The 24,279-nt window shown below is 71.9% G+C and carries 21 protein-coding genes and 1 pseudogene; 12 read left to right on the top strand and 10 right to left on the bottom strand.

The window, feature by feature from the left end; genetic code table 11:
- Positions 1-29: 29 nt before the first annotated feature.
- A pseudogene (locus ACZ7OY_RS04075) lies at positions 30-1,322 on the bottom strand (D-alanyl-D-alanine carboxypeptidase family protein); the annotation flags it as partial.
- Between the two features lie 218 nt (positions 1,323-1,540).
- Between ACZ7OY_RS04075 and ACZ7OY_RS04070 the strand changes: the two are divergent.
- From ACZ7OY_RS04070 to ACZ7OY_RS04055, 4 genes are all read left to right on the top strand, one after another.
- The gene (locus ACZ7OY_RS04070; RefSeq protein ID WP_471909912.1) at positions 1,541-2,998 is read left to right on the top strand and encodes an ABC transporter permease; all 1,458 of its coding nucleotides are present in this window, start codon (positions 1,541-1,543) and stop codon (positions 2,996-2,998) included.
- Between the two features lie 104 nt (positions 2,999-3,102).
- The gene (locus tag ACZ7OY_RS04065; RefSeq protein WP_471909911.1) at positions 3,103-3,825 is read left to right on the top strand and encodes an ABC transporter ATP-binding protein; all 723 of its coding nucleotides are present in this window, start codon (positions 3,103-3,105) and stop codon (positions 3,823-3,825) included.
- 197 nt (positions 3,826-4,022) lie between these two features.
- On the top strand, positions 4,023-4,568 hold the full coding sequence (locus ACZ7OY_RS04060) for a DoxX family protein (RefSeq protein ID WP_471909910.1): 546 nt from the start codon (positions 4,023-4,025) through the stop codon (positions 4,566-4,568).
- Positions 4,569-4,698: 130 nt separating this feature from the next.
- Complete coding sequence (locus ACZ7OY_RS04055; RefSeq protein WP_471909909.1) at positions 4,699-5,988, top strand: flavin-containing monooxygenase; 1,290 nt, start codon at positions 4,699-4,701, stop codon at positions 5,986-5,988.
- Positions 5,989-6,139: 151 nt separating this feature from the next.
- Here the strand turns inward: ACZ7OY_RS04055 and ACZ7OY_RS04050 are convergent, their stop codons facing one another.
- From ACZ7OY_RS04050 to ACZ7OY_RS04010, 9 genes are all read right to left on the bottom strand, one after another.
- Positions 6,140-7,267 carry a tryptophan dimethylallyltransferase family protein gene (locus ACZ7OY_RS04050; protein WP_471909908.1) on the bottom strand — a complete coding sequence of 376 codons (1,128 nt, stop codon included), beginning with the start codon at positions 7,265-7,267 and terminating at the stop codon, positions 6,140-6,142.
- A gap of 237 nt (positions 7,268-7,504) precedes the next feature.
- Positions 7,505-8,857, bottom strand: coding sequence for a cytochrome P450 (locus ACZ7OY_RS04045; protein ID WP_471909907.1), 1,353 nt, complete (start codon positions 8,855-8,857; stop codon positions 7,505-7,507).
- A gap of 8 nt (positions 8,858-8,865) precedes the next feature.
- Positions 8,866-9,459: a GTP-binding protein gene (locus ACZ7OY_RS04040; RefSeq protein ID WP_351616636.1), complete on the bottom strand. Its 594-nt coding sequence runs from the start codon at positions 9,457-9,459 to the stop codon at positions 8,866-8,868.
- Positions 9,434-9,811, bottom strand: a complete 378-nt coding sequence (locus ACZ7OY_RS04035; protein WP_351616638.1) for a DUF742 domain-containing protein — start codon at positions 9,809-9,811, stop codon at positions 9,434-9,436. The genes ACZ7OY_RS04040 and ACZ7OY_RS04035 overlap by 26 nt, the downstream gene beginning before the upstream one ends.
- The gene (locus ACZ7OY_RS04030) at positions 9,808-10,209 is read right to left on the bottom strand and encodes a roadblock/LC7 domain-containing protein (protein ID WP_351616640.1); all 402 of its coding nucleotides are present in this window, start codon (positions 10,207-10,209) and stop codon (positions 9,808-9,810) included. Before ACZ7OY_RS04030 ends, ACZ7OY_RS04035 begins: the two co-directional genes overlap by 4 nt.
- A complete protein-coding gene (locus ACZ7OY_RS04025; RefSeq protein ID WP_471909906.1) occupies positions 10,206-11,390 on the bottom strand; it encodes an ATP-binding protein in 1,185 nt (394 codons plus the stop codon). Before ACZ7OY_RS04025 ends, ACZ7OY_RS04030 begins: the two co-directional genes overlap by 4 nt.
- A gap of 280 nt (positions 11,391-11,670) precedes the next feature.
- Positions 11,671-13,308, bottom strand: a complete 1,638-nt coding sequence (locus ACZ7OY_RS04020) for a flavin-containing monooxygenase (RefSeq protein WP_471909905.1) — start codon at positions 13,306-13,308, stop codon at positions 11,671-11,673.
- A gap of 14 nt (positions 13,309-13,322) precedes the next feature.
- Positions 13,323-14,363 (bottom strand): NAD(P)-dependent alcohol dehydrogenase, encoded by a 1,041-nt coding sequence (locus ACZ7OY_RS04015; RefSeq protein WP_471909904.1) that lies wholly within the window; start codon positions 14,361-14,363, stop codon positions 13,323-13,325.
- Between the two features lie 9 nt (positions 14,364-14,372).
- The gene (locus ACZ7OY_RS04010) at positions 14,373-15,317 is read right to left on the bottom strand and encodes an alpha/beta hydrolase (protein WP_471909903.1); all 945 of its coding nucleotides are present in this window, start codon (positions 15,315-15,317) and stop codon (positions 14,373-14,375) included.
- Positions 15,318-15,533: 216 nt separating this feature from the next.
- Between ACZ7OY_RS04010 and ACZ7OY_RS04005 the strand changes: the two genes are divergently transcribed.
- The 8 genes from ACZ7OY_RS04005 to ACZ7OY_RS03970 all read left to right on the top strand — a co-directional run bounded on the left by ACZ7OY_RS04005 (position 15,534) and on the right by ACZ7OY_RS03970 (position 24,270).
- A complete protein-coding gene (locus ACZ7OY_RS04005) occupies positions 15,534-15,725 on the top strand; it encodes a hypothetical protein (protein WP_471909902.1) in 192 nt (63 codons plus the stop codon).
- On the top strand, positions 15,725-18,049 hold the full coding sequence (locus ACZ7OY_RS04000) for a TOMM precursor leader peptide-binding protein (RefSeq protein ID WP_471909901.1): 2,325 nt from the start codon (positions 15,725-15,727) through the stop codon (positions 18,047-18,049). The genes ACZ7OY_RS04005 and ACZ7OY_RS04000 overlap by 1 nt, the downstream gene beginning before the upstream one ends.
- A gap of 210 nt (positions 18,050-18,259) precedes the next feature.
- The gene (locus ACZ7OY_RS03995; protein ID WP_471909900.1) at positions 18,260-19,315 is read left to right on the top strand and encodes a sensor histidine kinase; all 1,056 of its coding nucleotides are present in this window, start codon (positions 18,260-18,262) and stop codon (positions 19,313-19,315) included.
- 39 nt (positions 19,316-19,354) lie between these two features.
- Positions 19,355-19,966: a response regulator transcription factor gene (locus ACZ7OY_RS03990; protein WP_351616658.1), complete on the top strand. Its 612-nt coding sequence runs from the start codon at positions 19,355-19,357 to the stop codon at positions 19,964-19,966.
- Between the two features lie 272 nt (positions 19,967-20,238).
- Positions 20,239-20,952, top strand: a complete 714-nt coding sequence (locus tag ACZ7OY_RS03985; protein ID WP_471909899.1) for a phosphoadenylyl-sulfate reductase — start codon at positions 20,239-20,241, stop codon at positions 20,950-20,952.
- Positions 20,934-21,860: a sulfate adenylyltransferase subunit CysD gene (gene cysD / locus ACZ7OY_RS03980; RefSeq protein ID WP_384730007.1), complete on the top strand. Its 927-nt coding sequence runs from the start codon at positions 20,934-20,936 to the stop codon at positions 21,858-21,860. Before ACZ7OY_RS03985 ends, cysD begins: the two co-directional genes overlap by 19 nt.
- Positions 21,860-23,179, top strand: a complete 1,320-nt coding sequence (locus tag ACZ7OY_RS03975) for a sulfate adenylyltransferase subunit 1 (RefSeq protein ID WP_471909898.1) — start codon at positions 21,860-21,862, stop codon at positions 23,177-23,179. Before cysD ends, ACZ7OY_RS03975 begins: the two co-directional genes overlap by 1 nt.
- Complete coding sequence (locus ACZ7OY_RS03970) at positions 23,176-24,270, top strand: ABC transporter substrate-binding protein (protein ID WP_471909897.1); 1,095 nt, start codon at positions 23,176-23,178, stop codon at positions 24,268-24,270. The genes ACZ7OY_RS03975 and ACZ7OY_RS03970 overlap by 4 nt, the downstream gene beginning before the upstream one ends.
- Positions 24,271-24,279: the final 9 nt, after the last annotated feature.

Below are 24,279 nucleotides of genomic sequence, written 5' to 3'. Positions count from 1 at the left end.
GTCCGGGACGCTTCGCCGCCCGGCGCCCGGCCCGCTTCGGCCGGGGCGCCGGCTGCCGTGGGCCGGCCCGCGCGCTTGGCCAGCCGCCGGCGCAGCGCGTACGCCCCGCCCGCCACCAGCGCGAGCGACGCCGCGCCGCCCTCCACCAGCCGCCACGGCGAGGCGTCGTCGCCCGCCGCCGCGCCCGGCGCTCCGGCCGCCGCCCGTGCCGCCCTGCGCGACGGCGACGCACTCGCCCCGCCCTCGCTCAGCGGCTGCGCCAGGGTGCCCACCGCGCTCGCCGAACCGCCCTTCGTGAAGCCCCAGTCGAGCAGCGCTGCCGTCTCCTCGTAGACGGAGTTGTAACCGCTCTCGGGATGCATCACGGTGACGATCAGGGTGCGGCCGCCGCGGGTGGCGGCGCCGGTGAAGGTGTTGCCCGCGTGGCTGGTGTAGCCGTTCTTCACGCCTATCAGGCCCGGGTACGTCTTCACCCCGTACGCGCCCGACAGCAGGCGGTCGGTGTTCTGGATCTGGAACGTCTTCTTCCCGCCCGCGGGGAAATCGGCCGTCCGTGTCCCGCAGTACTCGCGGAAGTCGGCGCTCTCGAGCCCGTGCCGGGCGAAGAGCGTGAGGTCGTACGCCGACGACAACTGCCCCTTGTGGTCGAAGCCGTCCGGGCTGACCACATGCGTGTCCATGGCCTGGAGGTCCACGGCCTTGGCCTGCATCTCGGCGACCGTGCGCGCCAGACCGCCGTTCATCAGCGAGAGCACGTGCACCGCGTCGTTGCCCGAGCGCAGGAAGACGCCCAGCCACAACTGCTCGACGGTGTAGGTGATTCCGGCCTTGATGCCGACGAGGCTGGAGCCCGAGGGTATGCCGACCAGGTCGGCGTCGGTGACCGTGTAGCGCGCGGTCCGGTCGAACTTCGCCAGGACCGTGTCGGCGAACAGCATCTTCAGCGTGGACGCGGGGGCCAGGCGCTGGTGCGCGCGGAAGGAGGCCAGCACCTCGCCGGTGTCGTGGTCGGCGACCAGCCAGGAGCGGGCGGAGAGCTTCCCGGGCAGCCCGCCGGCGCCGCTCACCTGGACCCCGGGCCGCCCCAGCCGCTCACCGCCGATCACCGTTGCGGCCGTGCCGATCGTGGGGGTCGTGGGGGTCGGCGCGGAGGTCGCGCCCCTCGTGACGGAGGGGGCCGCGGCGGCGGACGCGGGCAGGGTGGCGGCCAGCGGGGCGGCCGCGGCGAGGGCGAGCAGGGAGCGCCGGGACAGCCGAGAGGATTCACTCACTCCGGGACCGTACAAAGCGCGTGCGCGGCGCCGTACGGCGGGTCCCCTCATGAGCCTGCCAAGCCCACGAAGGAAGCCCTGACGGGTCATTGAACAGGGGTTTCCTGGCAGCGGGCCCATCACGGCCTAGGAATCAGCTGTCTGATGGAACTTTGATCCGGGGCCGCACATTCTCAGTTCCCGCACATCCCCTACTCAGGGGGACTCAAAGGTTTCTTCCTAGCTTGTGGCCGCGCCCACAGCGGGCGCCAAGAACCTCGAGGAACGGGATGTTTGGCATCTATCTCAAGCGCGAGCTGAGCCGGCGCAAGAAGGCGGCTCTGGTCATCGCACTGGGTCTGGCGCTCGGTATCGCCCTGGTCATCACCGTGAACTCGGTGTCGGCCGGCATGACCCAGGCCCAGGACAAGGTCCTTCAGTCGCTCTACGGCCTCGGCACCGACATGACGGTCACCAAGGCCCGTACGGCGCCCACCGGCGACAGTTCCGGACGGCCGAACTTCCAGTTCGACGCGAAGTCCGAGGACGACGACGCCACGCAGAGCTCGGACCGGGTGATGACGCAGGGCGGTCAGGCGCTGGCGTCCTCGCTCGTGGCCAAGGTCGCCGCGCAGAAGGGCGTGGCCGGCGCGGTCGGCGCGCTCAGCCTGAACGTCACCAAGGTCGACGGCTCCTTCACCCAGGGCAAGGCCAAGAGCTCCACCAGCGGGCAGAGCAACCAGGGCGGCCCCGGTGGCGGCAGCAGCGGCAGCATGCCGCAGGTGCAGGGCGGCGGCGCCTCGTTCGACGTCAACTCGTACTCGGTCGGCGGCGTCGACGTCACGAACCAGGACCTGGGCCCGCTGTCCACGTCCAAGATCACCTCCGGCCGGACCTTCACCGCCGCGGAGACGAACGCCAAGGTCGCCGTGGTCGGCAAGTCGTACGCCAAGGAGAACAAGTACAAGGTCGGCTCGACCTTCAAGATCTCCGGCACCAAGTACACGGTCATCGGCATCGCGACGCCCGACAGCAGTGACTCCACCACGGACGTCTACCTGCCCCTGAAGCAGGCCCAGACGCTCGGCGACGCCAAGAACAAGGTCACCACGATCTACGTCAAGGCGACCGACTCGCAGCAGATCGACACGGTCAAGGCGACCATCCAGAAGAACATCTCGGGTACGACGGTCACCACCTCGGCCGACCTCGCCGAGACCGTCTCCGGCTCCCTGTCCACCGCCTCCGACCTGGCGACCAGCGTCGGCAAGTGGCTGTCGATCGCGGTGCTGGCCGCCGCGTTCCTGGTGGCCGCGCTGCTGACCTCCTCGGCCGTCTCCCGCCGGGTGCGCGAGTTCGGCACCCTGAAGGCGCTCGGCTGGCCGAGCCGCCGGGTGACCCGGCAGGTGGTCGGCGAGTCCATGGTCAACGGTCTGCTCGGCGGCGCCCTCGGCATCGGCCTGGGCCTGGCGGCCGCGTACACGGTCACCGCGATCAGCCCGAAGCTGACCGCGCAGCTCGGCAGCTCCGGCGGCGGTGGCGGCATGGGCGGCGGTCCGGGCGGCGGCGGCCCCGGCCAGCAGTCGGCCCAGAACACGATGGAGATCGCCCTGTCCGCGCCGGTGTCGGTGACCACCATCGTGCTCGCGGTGGGCCTCGCGGTCGCCGGCGGTCTGATCGCCGGTGCGATGGGCGGCTGGCGTGCCTCCCGGATGCGTCCGGCCGACGCGCTGCGCAGCGTCTCGTAACCACCCCCGATACCGGGGCGTCGCCTCACCCTTCCCCCCGGGAGGCGGCGCCCCACCTTCCTTCCTCCCCTTCCTCTTCCTCCTCCTCAAGTCACGGAGCACCCATGTACAGACTGACCGGTGTCACCAAGCGCTACACCCGGGGCAAGGAGACGGTGGAGGCGCTGCGCGGCGTCGACCTCACGATCGAGGGCGGCGACCAGCTCGTCATCCAGGGCCCCACCGGCGGCGGCAAGTCGACGCTGCTGCAGATGATCGGCGGCCTGGACCGTCCCTCCGCGGGCAGCGTCGAACTGGACGGCGTGGACCTCGCCACCATCAGCGAGGCCAGGCTGACCCGGCTGCGCGCCGAGAAGATCGGCATCATCTTCCAGGCGTTCAACCTGATCCCGACGCTGACCGCGCAGGAGAACGTCGAGACCGCGCTCGTCCCGCTGGGCGTCAAATCCGCCGAGCGGCGCGAGCGGGCGGCCGAGGCGCTGCGCTCGGTCGGCCTCGGGGAGCGGCTCGGCCATGTCCCGACCGAGCTGTCCGGCGGCCAGCAGCAGCGGGTGGCCATCGCCCGCGCGCTGGTGAAGAAGCCGAAGGTGCTGCTCGCCGACGAGCCCACCGGCAACCTCGACGAGGGCACCCGCGACGACATCATGGGCCTGCTGGAGGGCCTGTGGCACGAGTACGGGCTGACCTTCGTCATGGTCACCCACGACTCGTCGATCGCCCGCCGGGCGCCGCGGCTGGCCACCATCAAGGCCGGTCTGATCACCCTGACCGAGCAGGCCGGCGCACGCCAGTACGCGCAGCAGGCGCCCGGCACCCGGGCGTACTGAGCCCGCCGCGGCCGAGGGGCCGTTCACCTGCCGGGCGGTAGGCCCACGTCGGCCGGCCGCCCGGCGGTGGGCGGCCCCTCGGTCCGTGCCACGCCACCCGAACGGCGTCCCGGACGAGCCGCCGCGGGGTCCGCGGTGCGACGGTGGACACCGTAGGAGGGGGTGTTCCGTTCTCGCTGCCGACTCCGGGAGTCCTCGTGACCTGCTGTGACCGACGAGATCTGGGCCTGCTGCTGCTCCGGCTGGGTACGGGAGGGGTGCTGGCCGCGCACGGCACGCAGAAGCTGTTCGGCTGGTTCGGCGGCCACGGGCTGGAAGGGACCGGCCATTTCATGGAGTCCGTCGGGTACGTGCCCGGAAGGACGAGCGCGCTGGCGGCCGGTCTCGCGGAGACGGGCGGCGGCACGCTGCTGGCCCTGGGGCTCGCGACGCCGGCGGCGGGCGCGGCGGCGGCCGGCGCCATGGCCGGGGCGTCCGCGGTGCACGCCCCGAACGGGTTCTTCGCGCAGGAGGGCGGCTACGAGTACGCGGCGAGCCTGGGCCTGGCCGCCACCGGTCTGGCGGTCGCCGGGCCGGGCCGGCTCTCCCTGGACCACGCCCTCGGGCACGTCTTCGACCAGAAGTGGATGGTGCCGCTGGCGCTCGGCGCGACGGCCGCGCTGACCGCGCTGGTCGTGGGCGCGCGCAACGCCCGGGTGCGCAGGCGGGCGGAGGGCGAGCAGCAGGCGCTCTTCGAGGAGTAGGGCCCGGACGCCGCTGACAACCTCCCCACCTGTGGCCTTCGTTACGGTTGTGGCGCGTGTGTCCGACGGGAGCGATGGGCAGTGACTGCACGTGCACGAAGCCGTCCAGTCCGTCCCGTTGGGGGAAGCCGTGAGTGTGTGCGTGATCGGTGCAGGTCTGTCGGGGCTGGCGGCGGCGCACGCCCTGTCCCGCCGGGGCGTCGACTTCGTCTGCCTGGAGAAGGCCCCGGACGTCGGCGGCATCTGGCGTCAGCCGGGGGCCGGGGAACGAGGGCCGGGCTATCTGTCGCTGCATCTGAACACCGTCAAACGGCTGACCGGGTACACCGACTTCCCGATGCCCGACTCCTACCCCGTGTACCCGGGACACCGGGACGTCGCCGCCTATCTGCGCGCCTTCGCCGAGTGGGCCGGGGTGCTGGACCGCGTCGAGCCGGACACCGAAGTGCTCTCCGTGGCCCGGGAGTCCGACGGCTCATGGGCGGTCGTCAGCCGGGACGCGAGCGGGGCACGGACGACGCGGCGCTTCACCCATGTGATCGTCGCCTCCGGCCACAACTCCGAGCCGGCCCTGCCGCGTGCGCTGCCGCCGGGAGCCGACTCCTTCAGCGGAAGGATTCTGCACTCCCTCGACTACCACGACGGCAGCGACTTCGCCGGGCAGCGCGTCGTGGTCGTGGGGCTGGGCGCGTCCGCCGTCGACATCGCCGCGGACCTGTCCCGGTACGCCGCGCGCACCGTGCTGTCGGTCCGGCGCGGGCTGCACATCATGCCCAAGCAGTTGTTCGGGATGCCGCTGGACGAGATGGCCGAGGTCGAGTGGTTCACCCGCATGCCCTTCGCCGAGCAGCGCGCCTTCGTCGAGAAGGCGCTGCACACCGCCCGGGGCAAGCTGTCGGACTATGGGCTGCCCGAACCCGACCACCCGGTGTTCGCCTCGGCGGTGACCCTGTCGGACGAGATCCTCAGCCGGATCCGGCACGGCGGCGTCACCCCCAGACCCGCGCCGGAGTCCATCGACGGCGGCCTGGTCCGCTTCACCGACGGCAGCACGGAGGAGGCGGACGCGATCGTCTACTGCACCGGGTTCCTCATGGCGTTCCCCTTCCTGCCGGAGGGCTGCCCGGTGGGCCCGCAGGGGTCGGTCGAGCTGTACCGGAGGGTCGTCGCGCCGGACCATCCGGGCCTGTACTTCGTCGGCATGGTGCGTCCGCTGGGCTCCGTCACCCGGCTCGTGGAGGCGCAGTCGCGCTGGGTCGCGCGGGTCATCGAGGGCGAGGCCGTACTGCCTTCCGCGGAAGTCATGCGCAAGGAGGTCACCGCGTACCTGACCGACATCGCCGAACGCTACGGGAACGCGGAGGGTTCCTCGATCCAGGTCGACGTCGCGCCCTACCTCAGGGAACTGAGCGACGTGTAGGGCCTGTCCGGCGGATCATGCCGCGGACGCGGGGTGATCCGCCGGACAGGCCCTGGGCCCCTCCCCCGGAGGCCGTGCGCCGGGGTCGTCTCCTCGTCGTCGCCCGAAGGCGCCGGGCCGGACAGGCCCGGCGCCTATGGTCATGCACCTGTCACCCCGCGACCGGCACCCGCTCCCGCACCGTCCCGGCCGGCGGCCGGACCTGGTAGGCCTCCGAGGAGAGATACGCGGTGACCCGGGGCGGCCGGCCCCGCTGGTGGGCGAGCGCCAGATAGGCGACGAGTCCGGTCCCGTCCTGCGGCCGCCGCGAGGTGACGGCGGCCACCGCGGCCGCCAGCGGCCCGGCGTCCACACCGTGGTCGCCCAGTACCGTCACCGCCCGCTCCAGGGCGTCCCCGTCATGGCGGACGTAGTCGCGGACCGGGACGTAGAGGGTGAAGCCGCTCGCCCGGCCGTCGGCCGTCCCGGTGAAGGCGTGGCACGACTGGACGGGACGGCGCGCCGGCCCCGCACCCTGCTCCTCCCCGGCGTCGTACCCGGTCGCGGTACGGAAGAACGCCTGTATCTCCGCCTGCTCGGCACGGCCGCCCACCCGGGACAGACCGCTCGCCTCCGCGGCCGTCAGATCCTGATGTGCGAGGTACACCTTCACTCTGGGCTCTTCCCAGTCACCCAGGTCCAGGGCGAAGAACAGGTGGCGGTCGGCCGACGGGAGTGTCCCGTACGCCCGCCGGTGGCCGAGTCTGCGCAGTGCCTCACGCACCGTCTCGGCGGATCGATTCTGCCCGGAGGCCGCGGGGTTCAGGTACACCTTGACCTTCGGGACACCGCCGGGACGCAGTTCCAGCGCGCACCACAGCGCGAACGCCCCCTGCGGGGAGGACGGGAGGAACAGATCCTCCAGTTCGTCCAGCCGGTCGGTGGCGAAGTGCCAGCGGTGCGCCATCGCCCGCAGGAAGCGCAGCCCGGCGCGGCCGCTCTCCGCCGGACCGCCCGCGCCGGCCCCGGGCTCCAGCAGCACCCGCAGGGTCGGCGGCGCGTCCGGCTGGAAGGCGAGCGAGAACTCCACCGGGGTGTGGTCGTCGGAGAGGAAACTGCCGGAGGGCGGTGCGAGGTCGAGCGGCCGTGCGGCCGCTGGGCCCAGCGCCTCCAGGAGTATGCGCGCGTAGACCTCCGCGTCGGACGCGCCGAGTCCCGCCACGTCGCACAGCCGGACCAACTGGCCCGCGGTGAAAGCGCCGAGGGTGGGAGTGCCGGAGCCCTTCGGGAAGCGGGTCACCGGACCTCCCCGTGAACACGAAGATACCCGCCGGTCAGGGCGGGTATCTCGGCCTGCAGCCCGGAGGACGGGTCCGGTATGAGGGGAGGGAGCGACACGGTGGAGCGGTGATCGGCGTCGGTGGATATGAGGTCCACGACACTCCTTCGACTCGTGACCGACGATTTGCCGAGTGGCTCACTACCCCTGTGGTTCAAGCGTCATGCAATCCTGTGAATTGGGTGGATGTTGCGTGAATCACCTTGTCAGCCAGGTCAGGAACGAGCTCCACATGCCCGACCGTTCGGGGCGGCGGCCCGTTCCTTCGGCCTGCTGGGCCCGCGCCGGCGCCGGGGCCGGACCCGCCGCGGCCGGCCGGCGCACCGGACGCACGGGGGTGAACCGGGCCGGGAGCGCCGCCAGGGCCCGGTTGAACGGGCCCGGACGCCACGTCAGGCTGTCCTCGGGGACGGCGAGTTCGACGTCGGGCAGACGGTTGAGCAGGTTCTCCAGGGCCGTCACCGTGATCTGCCGGGCGGGATCCTTGGACGGGCAGGCGTGCGGGCCCGCGCTCCACGCGAGATGCGCCCGGTTGCTGCCCGCCTGGCGCGCGGCCGTCAGGGCCGGGCCCGTGTTGGCGGCCGCGAAGCTGACCAGCATCAGATCGCCCGCCCGGATCTTCTGTCCGGCGAACTCCATGTCGGCCGCCGGATAATGGGGAGCGAGGTTCTGCATGGGCGGGTTCTCCCACAGCGTGTCGTCGATCGCCTCGTCGATCAGACCGCCCTGCCGGGCGTACGCGTCATGGGTGAGCAGCCGGTGCAGGGCGTTGCCGATCAGGTTGCGCAGCGGTTCGTTGCCCGCGACCAGCAGAAGAGCCAGCTGATGGACCATCTCCTCGTCCGTCAGACCCGACGGGTGCTGCAGCAGCCACGAGGTGACGTCGGCGCCCGGCCTGGCCCGCTTGAGCGCCACCAGTTCGCCGACGGCCCCGAACATCACCTCCATCGCCTTGTCCGCGTTGACGCCGTCGAACATGCCGGTGATGCCGAAGACGACCCGGTCGCCGATGTCGGCGGTGCAGCCGAAGAGCTCGTTGAACACGAGCAGCGGCAGCTGCTTGGCGTAGTCGCCGAGCAGGTCGGCCGAACCGCGTTCGCCGAACTGGGAGATGAGGTAGTCGGAGACCCGCTCGGTGGTCTGGCTCAGCTTGCGCGAGTCGACCCGGGCCATGCTGTCGGTGACCGCCTGGCGCAGCCTCAGGTGCTCGGCGCCGTCGCTGAACATGCAGTTGGGCCGGTACGCCAGCAGGGGCGCGACCGGGCTGTCCGGCGCGATCTTGCCGTCGTTGAAGTCGCGCCAGCGCCGGGCGTCCTTGCGGAACGAGCCGGAGTCCTGGAGCAGTTGCAGCGCCGTCGCGTAGTCCGTGACGAGGGTGGCCTCCACTCCGGGGGCGAGTTCCACGGGGGCGGTCGGGCCGTAGTGGCGCAGGTAGTCGTAGTACGCCTGCGGATTGGCCGCGAACTCCACACCGTGCAGCGGCACCCGGCCGCCGGAGTTGTGTGCCGGGCACCCGGGCGGGGGCACCGGGGAAGGGGACTGGGGGTCCATCTCTGCTCCTAGTGGGCACGTTCCTGCAAGTGGCGGACGAGGGTGATCAGCGCCTGGGCCGAGGACCGCTCGTCGCGCGCGTCGCAGGTGACGACGGGGGTGTCGTCGAGCAGGTCGAGTGCCTCGCGCAGCGCCTGCTCCTCACGCAGCGGCGAGCCGTCGAAGTGGTTGACGGCGATGGCGTAGTCGAGTCCGTACTGCTCGATCAGATCGATCACGGCGAACGAGTCCGCCAACCGCTCGGGGTCGACCAGGACCAGCGCGCCCAGGGCACCGCGGGCCATGTCCTCCCACATCTGCACGAAGCGCTGCTGTCCGGGCGTGCCGAACAGGTACAGCACGACCTGGTCGCTGATGGTCAGGCGGCCGAAGTCCATGGCGACCGTCGTGGTGGTCTTGCCGTCCACGCCCTTGAGGTCGTCCACCCCCTCGGCGGCCCGGGTCATCGTCTCCTCGGTGGACAGCGGGGTGATCTCGGAGATCGCCCCGATGAACGTGGTCTTGCCCACCGCGAAGTGGCCGACGACCAGGATCTTCACCGCGGTCTGGGTCGCTCCGCCGCGGACGTAGTCCCGCTCATCCAAACTTGGCCCTGAGCCCATTCAGCACCTCCTCCAGGATCTGCCGGTCGGCGAGAGCGGCCCGCGCCACCGGTGGACGGGTGATGAGGTGGCCGCTCTCGGTGAGGGAGGACAGCAGGATCTTCACCACGCCCAGCGGCAGCCGGGTGTGCCCGGCGATCTCCGCGACCGAGAGGTAGCCGGCCCCGCACAGGTCCAGCAGGTTCTGCTCCTCGGGCGACAGCCGGGTGGGGCGCCGCTGGTCGTCGTCGGCCGCCGTGACGAGGGTGATCAGCGACAGCTGCTCCTCGTCGGGCAGACCTCGGCCCTTGGTGATGACGTACGGACGTACTAACTCCGCGGTCTCCGAGTCCAGTTCGCCGCCGTAGCTCATGAGCGGGCGCCGAGGTTCTCGCGCGGCGGCGTGGTGAGCGCCTTGCCGAGCTGGCCGACGAGCTGCTGCATACGGAAGCTGATGTCCTGCATGTCGACGTCGGGAGACGCGGACACTCCGAGGTAGGCGCCCTCGCCGGCGGAGATCAGGAAGACCCAGCCGCCGTCGAACTCCACCAGCGTCTGCCGCCACTGGAGCGCCTCGCCGTCACAGAAGAAGGCGAGCGACCGGCTGAGCGACTGCACACCGCTCATCGCGGCGGCGACCCGGTCGGCGTTGTCCCGCTCGAAGTCCTTCGTACGGGCCATCAGCAGCCCGTCGGCGGAGATCAGGACCGCGTGCAGGGCCCCGGGAATCTCCAGGGCGCTGTCGAGCATCCATGAAAGGTCGTCGTTCACGAGTACTCATGCCCTTCGCTGTCAGCACCACGGGTGCTGCTCGTCTGATCCGCGGGATCCGGCTGGGCCGCCCGGCCCGACTGCGTACCGCGCTGGAAGGCCCCCATGATCGCTGCGGTCTCCGCGCCGGAGCGCGACGGAGCGCGCGTGACGGACGCGCTGCCCGGCACGATGGCCATCGGCCGCTTGCGGCGCCGCTTGGGCAGTCCGTCGGAGGTCGAGGACGCGGCCAGCGCGGTCTCGGGTCCGCCCAGACCCGGCACGGCCTCGGCGGCCGCCTTGGGTGCCGTCTTCGGGGCTGCCGGCGTCTTGCGCTCGGGCATGCCGGTGAGCAGGTCGTGCGGGAGGAGGACCACCGCGCGGACACCGCCGTAGGGAGAGGAGGAGTCCACGGACACCTCGAAGCCGAAGCGCTCGGCCAGCACGCCGATCACGGCGAAGCCGAACTGGGGCGGGTTGCCGAGTCCGGAGACGCCGGTGACGCGGTCGCTGGACAGCAGCCGCTCCGCCTTGGCGCGCTCCTCGTCGTTCATGCCGACACCGGCGTCGTCGACGACGATGCAGATACCCTTGGGTACGGTCCGGATATTGATTTCGACGACCGTGTCCGGGCTGGAATAGCTGGTCGCGTTGTCGAGGAGTTCGGCGAGCGCGAGCGCCACCGGTTCGACGGCCCGGCTGGTGATGCCGAAATCCACCTGTGACAGAATTTCCACGCGGCGGAAATGCCGGATGCGCCCCTGGGCGCTGCGCACCACGTCGTATACGGAGGCGATGTCGCGCTGCCGTCCGAGCCAGCCCTCGCACAGCACGGCGATGGACTGGGCGCGCCGGCCGAACTGCGAGTTGGTGTGGTCGATTTCGAGCAGATCCTGGAGAATGACCGACTCGCCGTACTTGTTCTGGAGCCGGGAGACCACCAGCTGCTGCTCGGCGGCGAGACCCTGAAGTGTCCGCATCGCGGACTTCAGCACCGTTTTGGTGGCTTCCTCGGCTTGCTCCTGAGCTGCCCGGACGGATTGGGAGTATTGATTCTCCAGTTCGGAGTAATGGGCCCTCAGCCCGTCCATCTCCTGCCGTAAGGCGCGCGCTGCCCGACGTTGCCGAACAATCAAGGCAATTGCGACAAGGATGACGACGAGAAGAGCCCAGAGCACTGGGTTCTGTATGTATTCCGTCATAAGACTCTCTTCAGGCGACTGAAGGCCGACTGCTGAAATCCCGTCATTGCGGGCGAGTCGGCGGACCGCCCGCATCGGGGTTTCCGCCCGGACCGTCCCCGAAAGTCGGGGATGCCTTCTTGCGCCCATCCGCCCGACCCGCAAGCGTGGTGATCGTATCACCGTGCGAACACATGACTGACCGTCAATATGTGCGATAGAAGCCCATATTGACGGTCGGTTACATGTCGACTTACCGAGAAACGTCCCCTCTTGGAGTACCGGGCGGGCGGCGGACGGCTCAGGCCGTCGGGCGCGCGTCCGGCAGCCGGCTGAGCGTGAATCCCCGGTACCCGGCGGCGGCGACCGCGTCGCACTCCTCGCGGTAGGCGCCGACCCCGCCGAGGTAGGGCATGAACACCCGTGGCTTGCCAGGGATGTTGGCCCCCTGGTACCAGGAGGCGGCCTCCGGGTAGAGAGTGCCCGCCGCCAGCTCGGCGACATGCCGCACCCAGGCGTCCTGCGCCTCGACGGTGGCGTCGATCTCGGTGAGGCCGTGGTCCCCGAGGTGGCCGATGCAGTCGGTGATCCAGTCCACGTGCTGCTCGATGGAGATCAGCATGTTGCTCAGCACGGACGGGCTGAGCGGGCCGGTGACGGTGAACAGGTTCGGGAAGCCGGCCGTGAGCAGGCCCAGATGGTTGCGCGGGCCCGCCGCCCACACCTCGTTCAGCGCCACACCGTCCCGGCCGCGGATGTCGACGGCCCGCAGCGCGCCGGTCATGGCGTCGAACCCGGTGGCGAGCACGACGGCGTCGGCCTCGTACTCCGCGCCGGAGGTGCGCACGCCCCGTTCCGTGAGGGAGACGAGCGGACTCCGGCGCAGATCCACCAGCCGTACATGCGGCAGGTTGAAGGTGGCGTAGTAGTCGGTGTCCAGACACGGGCGCTTGGTGCCGAGCGGGAAGCCCGTGGGGCAGAGCGCGGCCGCGGTCTCCGGGTCGTCGACGATCTGCCTGATCCTGGCACGGACGAACTCCGCTGCGAGGTCGTTGGCCTGACGGTTGGTCAGGGTGTCGTTGAAGGAGGCCTGGATGCCGCCCAGGACGCCCGCGTCCCAGGCCGACTGATAGGCCGCCTCGCGCTCGCGCGCCGTCACCTCCAGCGCGCCGCGCTCGGGCAGCGGCCGCGGGATGCCGACCGGGGTGGCGCGCAGCCAGGCGCGGAACTCGGCGTAGTTCGCCTTGCGTTCGGCGCTCTCCCGGCGGCCGAGCGGGCGGTTGCGGGCGGGGAAGCTGAAGTTCGGCGTGCGCTGGAAGACCGTGACCTCGGCGGCCTGTTGGGCGATGACGGGGATGGCCTGGATCCCGGAGGAACCGGTGCCGATCACCGCGACCCGGCGGCCGGTGAAGTCGACCTCCTCGTGCGGCCACCGGCCGGTGTGCAGGACCGGGCCGCGGTAGTCGTCGAGACCGGGCAGGTCCGGGACGCTGGCGCGGGACAGACAGCCGGTCGCCATGACCACGAAGCGTGCGGTGACCTGCTCGCCGCCGTCGGTGGTCACCGTCCAGGTGTGCGTGCGGCCGTCGTAGACCGCGCGGGTCACCGAGGTGCCGAAGGTGATGTGCCGGCGCAGGTCGAAGCGGTCCGCCACGTGCCGGATGTAGCGCAGCAGCTCCGGCTGGCCGGCGTACCGCTCGCTCCACTCCCACTCCTGCTCCAGTTCGGAGGAGAAGGAGTACGAGTAGGCCATCGACTCGATGTCGCAGCGGGCGCCCGGATAGCGGTTCCAGTACCAGGTGCCGCCGACGTCGTCGCCGGCCTCGAAGACGCGCAGCCTCGCGCCGCGTTCGCGCAGCCGGTACAGCTGGTACAGCCCGGCCAGGCCCGCTCCCACGACGACGGCGTCGATCACGGCCGGGTGCTCGGTGTCGGACATGGGATCCTCCTCGGTCATGTGTCCGGAAGCAGGACGGCGCGGCCCCGGACGCTGCCGTGGTGCAGCCGCTCGTACACCTTCGGGGCCTCGGTGAGGGGGTAGGTCTCCACCCGTACCCGCACGGCACCCGAGCGGCCGAGTTCCAGCACCTCGGCGAGCTCGGACCGGCTCCCCCAGTACGGCACGTGCACGCGTACGCCCAGCGGCAGCCGCCCGAAGCCGACCGGCAGGCTGCCGCCGCCGATGCCGATCAGGCAGATGTCCGCGTCGACCGCCGCCACGGCGCCGGCCAGGGCGACGGAGGCGGGCGTCCCCGCGAAGTCGAGGACCGCCCGCGCCCCCAGTCCGTCGGTCAGCTCCCGCACGGCCCGCTCGGCGCCCGGACCGGAGTGCAGCACGGTGTGCGCCCCGACCTCGGCGGCCAGTTCCCGTTTCTCCTCGGACACGTCCAGCGCGATCACCCGGCACGCGGTGAGCGCCCGCAGCAGCTGGATCGCGACGTGCCCGAGACCGCCGACGCCGATCACCACCACGGTGGCCCCGGGCGTCAGTCCGGGCAGCAGCGCCTTGATCGCGTGGTACGGCGTCAGGCCGGCGTCGGTGAGGGACACCGCCCGCACCGGGTCGAGCCCGGCCAGCGGCACCAGGTGGCGGGCGTCGTCGACGAGCATGTACGCGGCCATGGTGCCCGGTGCCCCCAGGCCCGGCGAGAAGATGCCCCGCGGCGCCGCGTACGGGCAGTGGTTCTCCCGGCCCTGCGCGCACGGGCCGCAGCGGCCGCAGCCCCAGGCGCCGTGCACCGCGACGGCCTCGCCCTCGCTCACCGCGGTGACCCCGGGGCCGGTCCCGGCGACGACCCCGGTGCCCTCGTGGCCCAGGGTGAGCGGCAGCGGGAAGCGCAGCTCGGCGGCCGTTCGCCCCATCACGACCAGGTCCGAGTGGCAGACCCCGGCGGCGGTCATCGCGAGCAGGACCTGGCCGGGTCCCGGCTCGGGCACCGGCACGTCGACCACCTCGGGGCCGCCTGAGACGGTGCGGAACTGGACGGCTCTCATCGTCGGCTCCTAGCGGGTCGGGACGTGCCGGTCGAGTGCGCGGGCGATGTCGCCGAGGGCGAGCCCGAAGGCGTCGAACACCTCGGGCGCCCAGAAGAAGCCGTGGATGAGGCCGTCGTGACGTACGGTCTCGGCCTCGCCGCCGGCCGCGCGCAGCCTGCGGGCGTACTCCTCGCCCTCGTCGCGCAGCGGGTCGTACTCCGCGGTGAGGACCAGGGCGGGGGGCAGGCCGCCCAGGTCGTCGGCGTACAGAGGCGCGGCGTAGGGGTGGGGGGCGGCCGCCGCGCCGGGCGCGTAGTGCTCCCAGTAGAGGAGCATCATGTCCCGGGTGAGCAGGCAGTTCTCCCCGTGTTCCCGGTACGAGGGCGAGGGGGAGCCGGCCGCGGGCGCGGTGACCGGGTAGATGAGTATCTGGGCGCCGATCCGCGGGCCGCCGCGGTCGCGGGCCATCAGGCACACCGCGGCGGCGAGGTTGCCGCCCGCGCTGTCGCCCGCCACCGCCAGCCGGTGCGGGTCGGCCCCCCAGCCGGCGGCCCGCGCGCACACCCCGCGCAGCGCGGTGTGGCAGTCCTCCGCCGGGCCGGGGAACTGGGTCTCCGGCGCCAGCCGGTAGCCCACGCTGACCACGACGGCGCCGGTGGCGTTGGCCAGCCTGCGCAGCGGGCGGTCCACCACCTCCAGGCCGCCGGTGATCCAGCCGCCGCCGTGGAAGTACACCAGCAGCGGCCGCGGGCCGCGGGCCGTGCGGGGCCGGTGGACGCGAACCGGCAACTGCCCGGCCGGGCCGGGCACGAAGGTGTCGGTCACCGGGCCGACCGGTTCCGGCTCGCCCTGCAAGGAGATCCAGTCGGCCGTCGAGGCGCGGGCCACGGTCAGCGGCACCTCGGTCACGGCGGGCCGCCGCTGCGCCGCGAAGCGGGACAGCAGCGCCCGCGCCTGCGGGTGTAGGGGCATGGTTCGTCCTCGGCTCTCCTCGGCTGGGCCCGGCGTGCAGGGAAGGTAGCGGCGGCCGGTCGGGGCCGGCTCGAACGGCCGCGGAATCCCGGTCGAGCGCACGGCGGATGACGATCTCACCGTCCAGCAGTGAACGGCTCACTTTTTTGGATGTCCGCCTAGCACCCAGAATCAGCAGCGCCGTCGAGCGACTACAACCGGAAGGAAGTACCACTCGTGGAAACACAGTTGATGGAAAAGATCCGGGAAGCGCAGAAGCTCTATTACGCCGTTCCCGCCGCCGAGCGGAGAACCTTCGGCGAACCCCTGGACGGAGAGTGTCCCCAGACCGTCGTGAAGTATTCGGTGTGCTGGGTTTCGCCCGAACACCACGACGGTGCGGAACTCGTCGGGAGTTCAATTAACTGATGGACGGTCGTGGGGGGAACGACGTGCAGTCACCGGTCCGCGCGGACCGCACCCTGGTCGAATTCCGGCCACATCTCAGCGCGTTGGTGGTGCCGGGCGAGGCGACGTATCTGATCTCCCGCAAGGGGGTGACCGCGCTGGCCGGCCGCCGGGCGGAGGTGCTCGCCCCGCTGCTGGACGGCAGCCGCACGGTGTCCCGGGTGCTGAGCGCCGCGCGGCTGCGGCTCAGCCGTGAGGAGTGCGACGCGGCGCTGTGCGAGCTGACGGAGGCCGGACTGCTCCGGTTCCGTGCGCTCGGCTCGGGTGACTCCGTCGTTCCCGCCGCCCCCGCCGACCGGTACGCGGAGGCGTACTGGGAGCTGGCCGGGACCGACAGCGAGCAGGCGGTCCCCCGGCTGGCCGGATCCACGCTGCTGGTCGGGGCCGTCGGCGGTGCCTCGGCCGTCCCGCTCGCCGAAGCCTGCCGCGGCCTGGGCGTGCGGGTGGTGACCGAGGGCGCCGCCGACCTGGCGCTGGTGGCCTGCGAGGACTATCTCGCGCCCGAACTGGGCGTGCTGGACCGGGAGCTGCGGGAGCGGGGCGTGCCGTGGCTGCCGGTGAAGATGTGCGGCGTCGAACCCTGGGTCGGGCCGGTGTTCCAGCATCACGACGGGCCCTGCTGGGCCTGTCTGGCGCCCCGGCTGCAGGGCCACCGGCGCTCCGAGTGGCCGCTCCAACAGCGCCTCGGCCTGGACCGGCCGCCGTGCCGGCCCGTCGCGGCCCTGCCGGCCGGGCTGCACCTCGCCGCCAACCTGGCCTCCCTGGAGGCCGCCAAGTGGCTGGCGGGCGCCCGGCATCCCGGCCAGGCGGCCGTCTTCACCTTCGACACCACCGACCTCGGCGCCCGGATCCACCCGGTGACGCGGCGGCCGCAGTGTCCCGTGTGCGGCGACCCCGGCCTGGTCGCCGCGCAGGTGCGGCGGCCGTTCAGGCCGGTCGCGCGGCCGAAGACCGAGTGGGCGGCGGGCGGCCACCGCCCGCACACGCCCGAGCAGTTCCGGGAGCGGTACGGGCATCTCGTCGACGACGTGACGGGGATCGTGAAGAGCATCCGGCGGGCCGCGGGAGCACCCGGCTTCACCGAGTCCTACGTCTCGGGACCCAACCTCGCCTTCGGACCCCGCACGCTCGCCGCCCTGCGCACGGGGCTGCGTACCCTCAGCGGCGGCAAGGGCGTCAGTCCCGCCGAGGCGTGGGCAGGGGCGCTCGGCGAGGCGGTCGAGCGGTACAGCGCCACGCGGCACGGGGACGAGCCGGTCGTCGTGGACAGCTACCGGGCCCTGGGGTCCGAGGCCGTGCACCCCAACTCCTGCCAGCTGTACCACGAGCGGCAGCTGCGCGAGCGCGACCGCTGGAACGCGGACGCCTCCCCCTTCCGGTACGTGCCGCCGCCCTTCGACGAGCACCGCCCCACGGAGTGGACTCCCCTGTGGTCGCTGACCGGGAACAGGCACCGGCTGCTGCCCACCTCACTGCTGTACTTCCCCGGCCAGCAGGAGCCCGACGGGAGCGGTCTGGTCGCCGACTCCAACGGCACCGCGGCCGGCGGCACCCGGGAGGACGCGCTGGTCCAGGGGTTCCTGGAGCTGGTGGAGCGGGACGCGGTGGCCCTGTGGTGGTACAACCGCACCCGGCAGCCCGCGGTCGACCTCGCCGCCTTCGACGCCCCCTACCTCGACCGGCTGACGGCGGCCTACCGGGAGATCGGCCGGGAGGTCTGGGCGCTGGACCTCACCTCGGACCTCGGGATCCCCGTGGTGGCGGCCCTCTCCCGGCGCACGGACAAGCCCGGGGAGGACATCGTCTTCGGCTTCGGCGCCCACTTCGACCCCCGGATCGCGCTGCGCCGGGCGGTCACCGAGATGGGCCAGATGCTGCCGGCCGTGGCCGGCGCCCGCCCGGACGGGTCCGGATACCTGCTGCGGGAACCCGCGCTGCTGGACTGGTGGCAGCAGGTGACCGCGGCCGGCCGGTCCTGGCTGCGGGCCGACCCGGGCCGGCGCCCGCGCGTCCCCGCGCACTGGAACCACACCCCCCGCCGGGACCTGCGCGACGACATCGACGCCATCGTCGAACTGGTGCGCGGCCGCGGGATGGAACTGCTGGTGCTCGACCTGACCCGGCCGGACATCGGCCTGCCGGTGGTGCGCGTCGTGGTACCGGGACTGCGCCCGTTCTGGGCCCGGCTGGCGCCCGGCAGGCTCTACGACGTCCCGGTCGCGCTGGGGCGGCTGCCCCGTAGCACGCCGTACGAGGACCTCAACCCGGTCCCGCTCTTTGTCTGAAAAACGTGCACGGCGGTCTGTTAATTACGGACGCCTCGTGGAAGCTCGGCACCAGCGCCTTACCATCTCCGGGAAGGACAAACTGAGGAACGTTGGTGAGGAAAGGGCAAGACAGCCGTGCAGGAGTCGACGCCCGACATCTACGTGTCGCCCGCCCCCCGCCTCGCCCGGGGGGTTCTGATCGCCACCCTCGGCTGCTTCCTGGTCATCATGCTGCTGAACGCGGTCGACTCCAGGTCCGGGGCGATCGAGCTCACCCTGGCCGTGTGCACGCTCGTACTGAGCTTCGTGTTGCAGCTCAGCCACTCCGCCCCGGGCTCCAGAAACAGACCGGCGCGGCACAGAATTCTGACGCTCGGCACCCAGGCCGTGCTCGCCTACGCGCCGATGGCGGTCTTCCAGGCGCAGTGGGGGGCGATGGCCGGCTTCCTGGCCGGCTCCATTCTCCTGATGAGCCCCTCACGGCTGGCCTGGCCGCTCTACGCCGCGACCGGGATCAGCATCCTGGTGATCGCCCTGCTGCAGGGGCGCCCGGTCACGGAGTCGATCTATCTGGGCCAGTCGACGCTGCTCACCGGACTGGTGGTGTACGGACTGTCGCGCCTGGTGGAGCTGGTGCGCGAACTGCACGAGGCCCGGGGCGAGATAGCCCGCATCGCCGTCGTGAACGAGCGTCTGCGCTTCTCCCGCGACCTGCACGACCTGCTGGGGTACAGCCTGTCGTCGATCACGCTCAAGTGCGAGCTGATCTTCCGGCTGGTACCCGTCCATCCCGAGCGGGCGATGGAGGAGCTCAAGGACGTACTGGCCACATCCCGCCAGTCGCTGGCCGACGTCCGCCGGGTGTCGAGCGGCCTGCGCGCCATGTCCCTGGCGCACGAGGTGACCACAGCAAAATCCTTGCTGACGGCGGCGGATGTGAAGACGATGGTGGTGACGGACTTCAACTCACCGGTCCAGGAGGTGGACACGGTACTCGCCGCGGTACTGCGAGAGGCGGTCACCAATCTGCTGCGACACAGCAAAGCGCGCAATTGCACGGTCGAAGTCAGCGAGAAAGACGGCATGTTGCTGCTCACCATCGAGAACGACGGCGTCGTCCCGGCCTATCAGGACGCGTCGCTGCACAGCGGCAACGGTCTGGGAAATCTGACTCAGCGCCTGATTTCGGTGCACGGAAGACTCACCGCCGGGGTGACCCCCGGCAGCACGTTCCGGGTACAGGCCGCGGTTCCCGTGCAATCGAACCGTACGGCCGACTCTTGATATTTCACACTGGGGTTTTCTCAACCTACGGGGGGTTGCGTGATCCGGATTCTGCTGGCCGAAGACATGCACATGGTGCGGGGCGCCCTGGTCGCCCTGCTGAGCCTGCAGCACGACTTCAAGGTGGTCGCCGAGATCGAGCGCGGTGACGAAGTGCTCCCCACCGCGCTGCTGACCGCGCCGGACGTCGCCATCATCGACCTCGACCTGCCCGGCATGGACGGCCTCACCGCGGCCACCCGACTGCACGAGCGCATCCCCTCGTGCAAGACCCTGATCCTCACCAGCCTGGGTCAGCCCGGGACGCTGCGCCGGGCCCTGGCCAGCCAGGTGAACGGCTACCTGCTCAAGGACGCCCCGCCGGACCATCTGGCGCACGCGGTACGGAAGGTGGCGGCCGGCCAGCGGGTGATCGACCCCGAGCTGGCGCTGGCCGCGTGGGACGGCGCCGAGAGCCCCCTCACCAGCCGGGAGACCGAGGTGCTGAAGCTCACGGCCGAGGGCGCGGAGGCGGGGGAGATCGCCGCCTCCCTCCATCTGTCCACCGGTACCGTCCGCAACTACCTGACCGCCATCGTCAGCAAGCTCAACGCCCGCAACCGGGTGGACGCGGTGCGCATCGCCCGGGACTCGGGCTGGCTCGTCACCTGACCGTCCCGGTGCCGTGGACCGCGGGCCCGTGGGTACGCCCCGGGCCACGCGGATCCGCCGAGCCGAACAGGCCGGGCCCGACCACCGGGCCCGGCCTGTTCCGTCTGTCCGGCCCGAGCCTTCCGCCGGTGTCCCCGGGACCGACACCGGCACCGGACGGTGAATCCGGCAAGTGAGCCGGACACGTCCGGGATGTGAGCTCCTCACCTTCCAGCGCCCCGCGATCGGCCGGTCAGCCGCCCGTCAGTGCAGCGTCAACCGCCCGTGCTGCCATGGTCGTATCTCAGCCAAGGGAGCATGTGGTGCACGGACTTCAACAGCTCGCCGAGAGCGCGGGCAGGACCCTGGAGGACGCGCCGGCGTCGGAGATCGTGCGCTGGGCGGCGGAGACCTTCGGTGACCGGTTCTGCGTGACGTCGTCGATGGAGGACGCGGTCGTGGCGCATCTGGCGGCCCGGGTGAAGCCGGGAGTGGCCGTGGTCTTCCTCGACACCGGCTATCACTTCCCGGAGACCATCGGCACCCGCGACGCGGTGGCCGCGGTGATGGACGTCGACGTCATCACCCTCACCCCCCGGCAGACGGTCGCCGAGCAGGACGCGCAGTACGGGCCGAGGCTGCACGAGCGCGACCCCGACCGCTGCTGCGCGCTGCGCAAGGTCGCGCCGCTGGCCGAGGGGCTGAAGGCGTACGACGCCTGGGCCACGGGACTGCGCCGGGACCAGTCGCCGACCCGCGCGAACACCCCGGTCGTCGGATGGGACGCCGAGCGGCAGAAGGTGAAGGTGTCCCCGATCGCCCGCTGGACGCAGGCAGATCTGGAGGCGTACGTGGCAGAGCACGCGGTGCTCACCAATCCCCTGCTGACGGACGGATATCCGTCCGTCGGCTGCGCCCCCTGCACCCGCCGGGTGCAGGGCGGCGAGGACGCGCGGGCCGGGCGCTGGTCGGGCCTGGGGAAGACGGAATGCGGGTTGCACTCATGACGGCCCGGTCCGCGGCCGCGCTGCGGCATCTCGATGTGCTGGAGTCCGAGGCGGTGCACATCTTCCGGGAGGTGGCCGGGGAGTTCGAGCGCCCGGTCCTGCTCTTCTCCGGCGGCAAGGACTCGATCGTCATGCTGCACCTGGCGCTGAAGGCGTTCGCGCCCGCGCCGGTCCCGTTCGCGCTGCTGCACGTGGACACCGGGCACAACTTCCCCGAGGTGCTGGAGTACCGCGACCGGACCGTCGCCGAGCACGGACTGCGGCTGCACGTGGCGTCGGTGCAGGACTACATCGACCGTGGTGTCCTGCGCGAGCGCCCGGACAGCACCCGTAACCCGCTGCAGACCCTGCCGCTGACGGAGAAGATCGCCGCCGAGCGGTTCGACGCCGTGTTCGGCGGCGGGCGCCGGGACGAGGAGAAGGCCCGCGCCAAGGAGCGGGTGTTCTCGCTGCGGGACGAGTTCGGCGGCTGGGACCCGCGCCGCCAGCGCCCCGAGCTGTGGAACCTCTACAACGGCCGGCACGCCCCCGGTGAGCACGTCCGGGTGTTCCCGCTGTCCAACTGGACCGAACTCAACGTGTGGCAGTACATCGCCCGCCACGGCATCGCGGTGCCGGAGATCTACTACGCCCACGAGCGCGAGGTCTTCCACCGGGGCGGCATGTGGCTCAGCGCGGGGATCTGGGGCGGTCCGAAGGAGGCCGAGGCCGTCGAGAAGCGGATGGTGCGCTTCCGTACGGTCGGCGACATGTCCTGCACCGGGGCCGTCCTGTCGCAGGCACGCACCGTGGAGGACGTGATCGCCGAGATCGCGGGGTCGAGGGTGACCGAGCGCGGGGCGACGCGGGCCGACGACCGGCTCTCGGAGGCCGCCATGGAGGACCGCAAGCGCGAGGGGTACTTCTGATGACGGCCGACACCACGACCGTGGCCACGGCGGGGCTGCTGCGCTTCGCCACCGCCGGATCCGTCGACGACGGCAAGTCGACGCTGGTCGGACGGCTGCTGCACGACTCCAGATCGGTGCCGGCGGACCAGCTGGAGGCCGTCGAGCGCGCCTCCCGCAGCCGCGGCCAGGACGGGCCGGACCTGGCCCTGCTCACCGACGGCCTGCGGGCCGAACGCGAACAGGGCATCACCATCGACGTCGCGTACCGCTACTTCACCACCGCCCGCCGGGGTTTCATCCTGGCCGACACCCCCGGGCACGTGCAGTACACCCGCAACATGGTCACCGGCGCCTCCACCGCCGAGCTGGCGATCATCCTGGTGGACGCGCGCAACGGCATCGTGGAGCAGACGCGCAGGCACACCCTCATCGCCGCGCTGCTGCGCGTGCCGCACGTGGTCCTCGCCGTCAACAAGATGGACCTGGCGGGCTACGCCGAGCCCGTCTTCGCGGCGATCGCCGAGGAGTTCACGGCGTACGCCCACGCGCTGGGCGTCGGCGAGGTCACGGTCGTCCCGGTGTCCGCGCTGCGGGGCGACAACGTGGTCAGCGCCTCCGCCCACATGGACTGGTACGGCGGACCCACCGTGCTGGAGCACCTGGAGACGGTCCCGGTGCGCTCCGACCCCGCGCGGCTCCCGGCGCGCTTCCCCGTGCAGTACGTCATCCGCCCGGGGACCCGGCAGCACCCCGACTACCGGGCCTACGCCGGGCAGCTCTCCTCCGGCGTGCTGCGCACCGGCACCCGTGTCGTCGTACTGCCCTCCGGGCGCTCGTCCGTGATCACCGGCATCGACCTGCTGGGCGAGCGGGTCGAGGAGGCCAGGGCCCCGCAGTCGGTGGCGCTGCTGCTCGCCGACGACCTCGACATCTCCCGGGGCGACCTGATCGTCCCGGTCACCGACGTGCCACCGGTCACGCGGGACGTCGACGCCACCGTCTGCCAGCTCACCGACCGTCCGCTGCGGGTCGGCGCGCGGGTGCTGCTCAAGCACACCACCCGTACCGTGCCGGCCGTGGTCAAGGAGATCCCGAGCCGCTACGCGCTGGACGGCTCCGCCCCCCATCCGCTGCCCGGCCTGCTGACCGCCAACGACATCGGCCGGGTCGTGCTGCGCACCGCCGAGCCGCTGGCCCTCGACGGGTACGCCGACAACCGCCGTACCGGCTGCTTCCTGCTGCTGGACCCGGCCGACGGGGCCACGCTCACCGCCGGCATGGCGGGCGAGTCCTTCGCCGCCCGGCCAGGCGGGGGCGACGGGAGGGCGTCCTCGTGAGGAACCGTGGCCTCGCCGCCGCGACCGTACTCGTACTGCTCGCCCTCCTGTCCGCCTGCGGCTACGGCTCGCAGCGGGAGCGGGGGTACGACCAGGCGCCCGTCGCCGCGGGCGCGGAGAAGACCGACGGACTGGACGCGGTGACGATCGGCTACTTCCCGAACCTCACCCACGCCACCGCCCTGGTCGGGGTGGAACGGGGCCTGCTGCAACGCGAGCTCGGGGGCACCCGGCTCAGGACCGCCGTCTTCAACGCCGGGCCGTCGGAGATCGAGGCGCTGAACTCCGGCTCGATCGACATGGGCTGGATCGGACCCTCGCCCGCCGTCAACAGCTACGCGGTCTCCGAGGGCAGGAGCCTGCGCATCGTCAGCGGCTCCGCCTCCGGCGGGGTGAAGCTGGTGGTCGACCCCCGGAAGATCAAGTCGCTGGGGGACGTCAGGGGCAGGCGGATCGCCACGCCGCAGCTGGGCAACAGCCAGGACGTGGCGTTCCTGAACTGGATCGCCGAGCGGGGCTGGAAGGTCGACCCGCAGTCCGGCCGGGGCGACGTCTCGGTCGTCCGCACCGACAACCGGATCACCCCCGACGCCTTCAGGTCCGGGGCGATCGACGGCGCCTGGGTGCCGGAGCCGACGGCGTCCAAGCTGATCGCCGAGGGCGGCCGGGTGCTGCTCGACGAGTCCGCGCTGTGGCCGGACCACCGGTTCGTGATCACCAACCTGGTCGTGTCGCAGCGCTTCCTCACCGCCCACCCCGAGGCGGTCGAGGCCGTGCTGCGCGGCTCGGTGCGCACCAACGCCTGGATCAACGCCCACCCGGACGCGGCGAGGGCGACGGCGAACGCGGCGCTGCGCCGGCTGTCCGGCAAGGCACTGCCGCCGGACGTCGTCGACCCGGCGTTCCGGTCCATCCGGATCACCGACGACCCGCTGGCCGCCACCCTCGCCGTCCAGGCCGAGCACGCGGTACGGGCCGGTCTGCTGGACCGGCCCGATCTGCGCGGGATCTACGACCTCGCACCGCTGCGCCGGGTCCTCGCGACCGAGGGCGGGCCGACCGTCGACGACGCCGGGCTCGGCATCCGGTAAGACCCAGCC

The sequence above is a fragment of the Streptomyces sp. NPDC107559 genome (genome assembly GCF_055657365.1).
This window is presented reverse-complemented; position numbering and strand designations above follow the sequence as displayed.

Excerpts from the sequence above, each read along its gene's own strand:
- cysD (WP_384730007.1), top strand. The coding sequence starts at position 20,934 with ATGCGGGTTGCACTCATGACGGCCCGGTCCGCGGCCGCGCTGCGGCAT.
- ACZ7OY_RS03985 (WP_471909899.1), top strand. The coding sequence starts at position 20,239 with ATGGTCGTATCTCAGCCAAGGGAGCATGTGGTGCACGGACTTCAACAG.
- ACZ7OY_RS03995 (WP_471909900.1), top strand. The coding sequence starts at position 18,260 with ATGCTGCTGAACGCGGTCGACTCCAGGTCCGGGGCGATCGAGCTCACC.
- ACZ7OY_RS04000 (WP_471909901.1), top strand. The coding sequence starts at position 15,725 with ATGGACGGTCGTGGGGGGAACGACGTGCAGTCACCGGTCCGCGCGGAC.
- ACZ7OY_RS04040 (WP_351616636.1), bottom strand. The coding sequence starts at position 9,459 with ATGGGCTCAGGGCCAAGTTTGGATGAGCGGGACTACGTCCGCGGCGGA.
- ACZ7OY_RS04065 (WP_471909911.1), top strand. The coding sequence starts at position 3,103 with ATGTACAGACTGACCGGTGTCACCAAGCGCTACACCCGGGGCAAGGAG.
- ACZ7OY_RS03975 (WP_471909898.1), top strand. The coding sequence starts at position 21,860 with ATGACGGCCGACACCACGACCGTGGCCACGGCGGGGCTGCTGCGCTTC.
- ACZ7OY_RS04015 (WP_471909904.1), bottom strand. The coding sequence starts at position 14,363 with ATGAGAGCCGTCCAGTTCCGCACCGTCTCAGGCGGCCCCGAGGTGGTC.
- ACZ7OY_RS04020 (WP_471909905.1), bottom strand. The coding sequence starts at position 13,308 with ATGTCCGACACCGAGCACCCGGCCGTGATCGACGCCGTCGTCGTGGGA.
- ACZ7OY_RS04070 (WP_471909912.1), top strand. The coding sequence starts at position 1,541 with ATGTTTGGCATCTATCTCAAGCGCGAGCTGAGCCGGCGCAAGAAGGCG.
- ACZ7OY_RS04045 (WP_471909907.1), bottom strand. The coding sequence starts at position 8,857 with ATGGACCCCCAGTCCCCTTCCCCGGTGCCCCCGCCCGGGTGCCCGGCA.
- ACZ7OY_RS04025 (WP_471909906.1), bottom strand. The coding sequence starts at position 11,390 with ATGACGGAATACATACAGAACCCAGTGCTCTGGGCTCTTCTCGTCGTC.
- ACZ7OY_RS04035 (WP_351616638.1), bottom strand. The coding sequence starts at position 9,811 with ATGAGCTACGGCGGCGAACTGGACTCGGAGACCGCGGAGTTAGTACGT.
- ACZ7OY_RS04010 (WP_471909903.1), bottom strand. The coding sequence starts at position 15,317 with ATGCCCCTACACCCGCAGGCGCGGGCGCTGCTGTCCCGCTTCGCGGCG.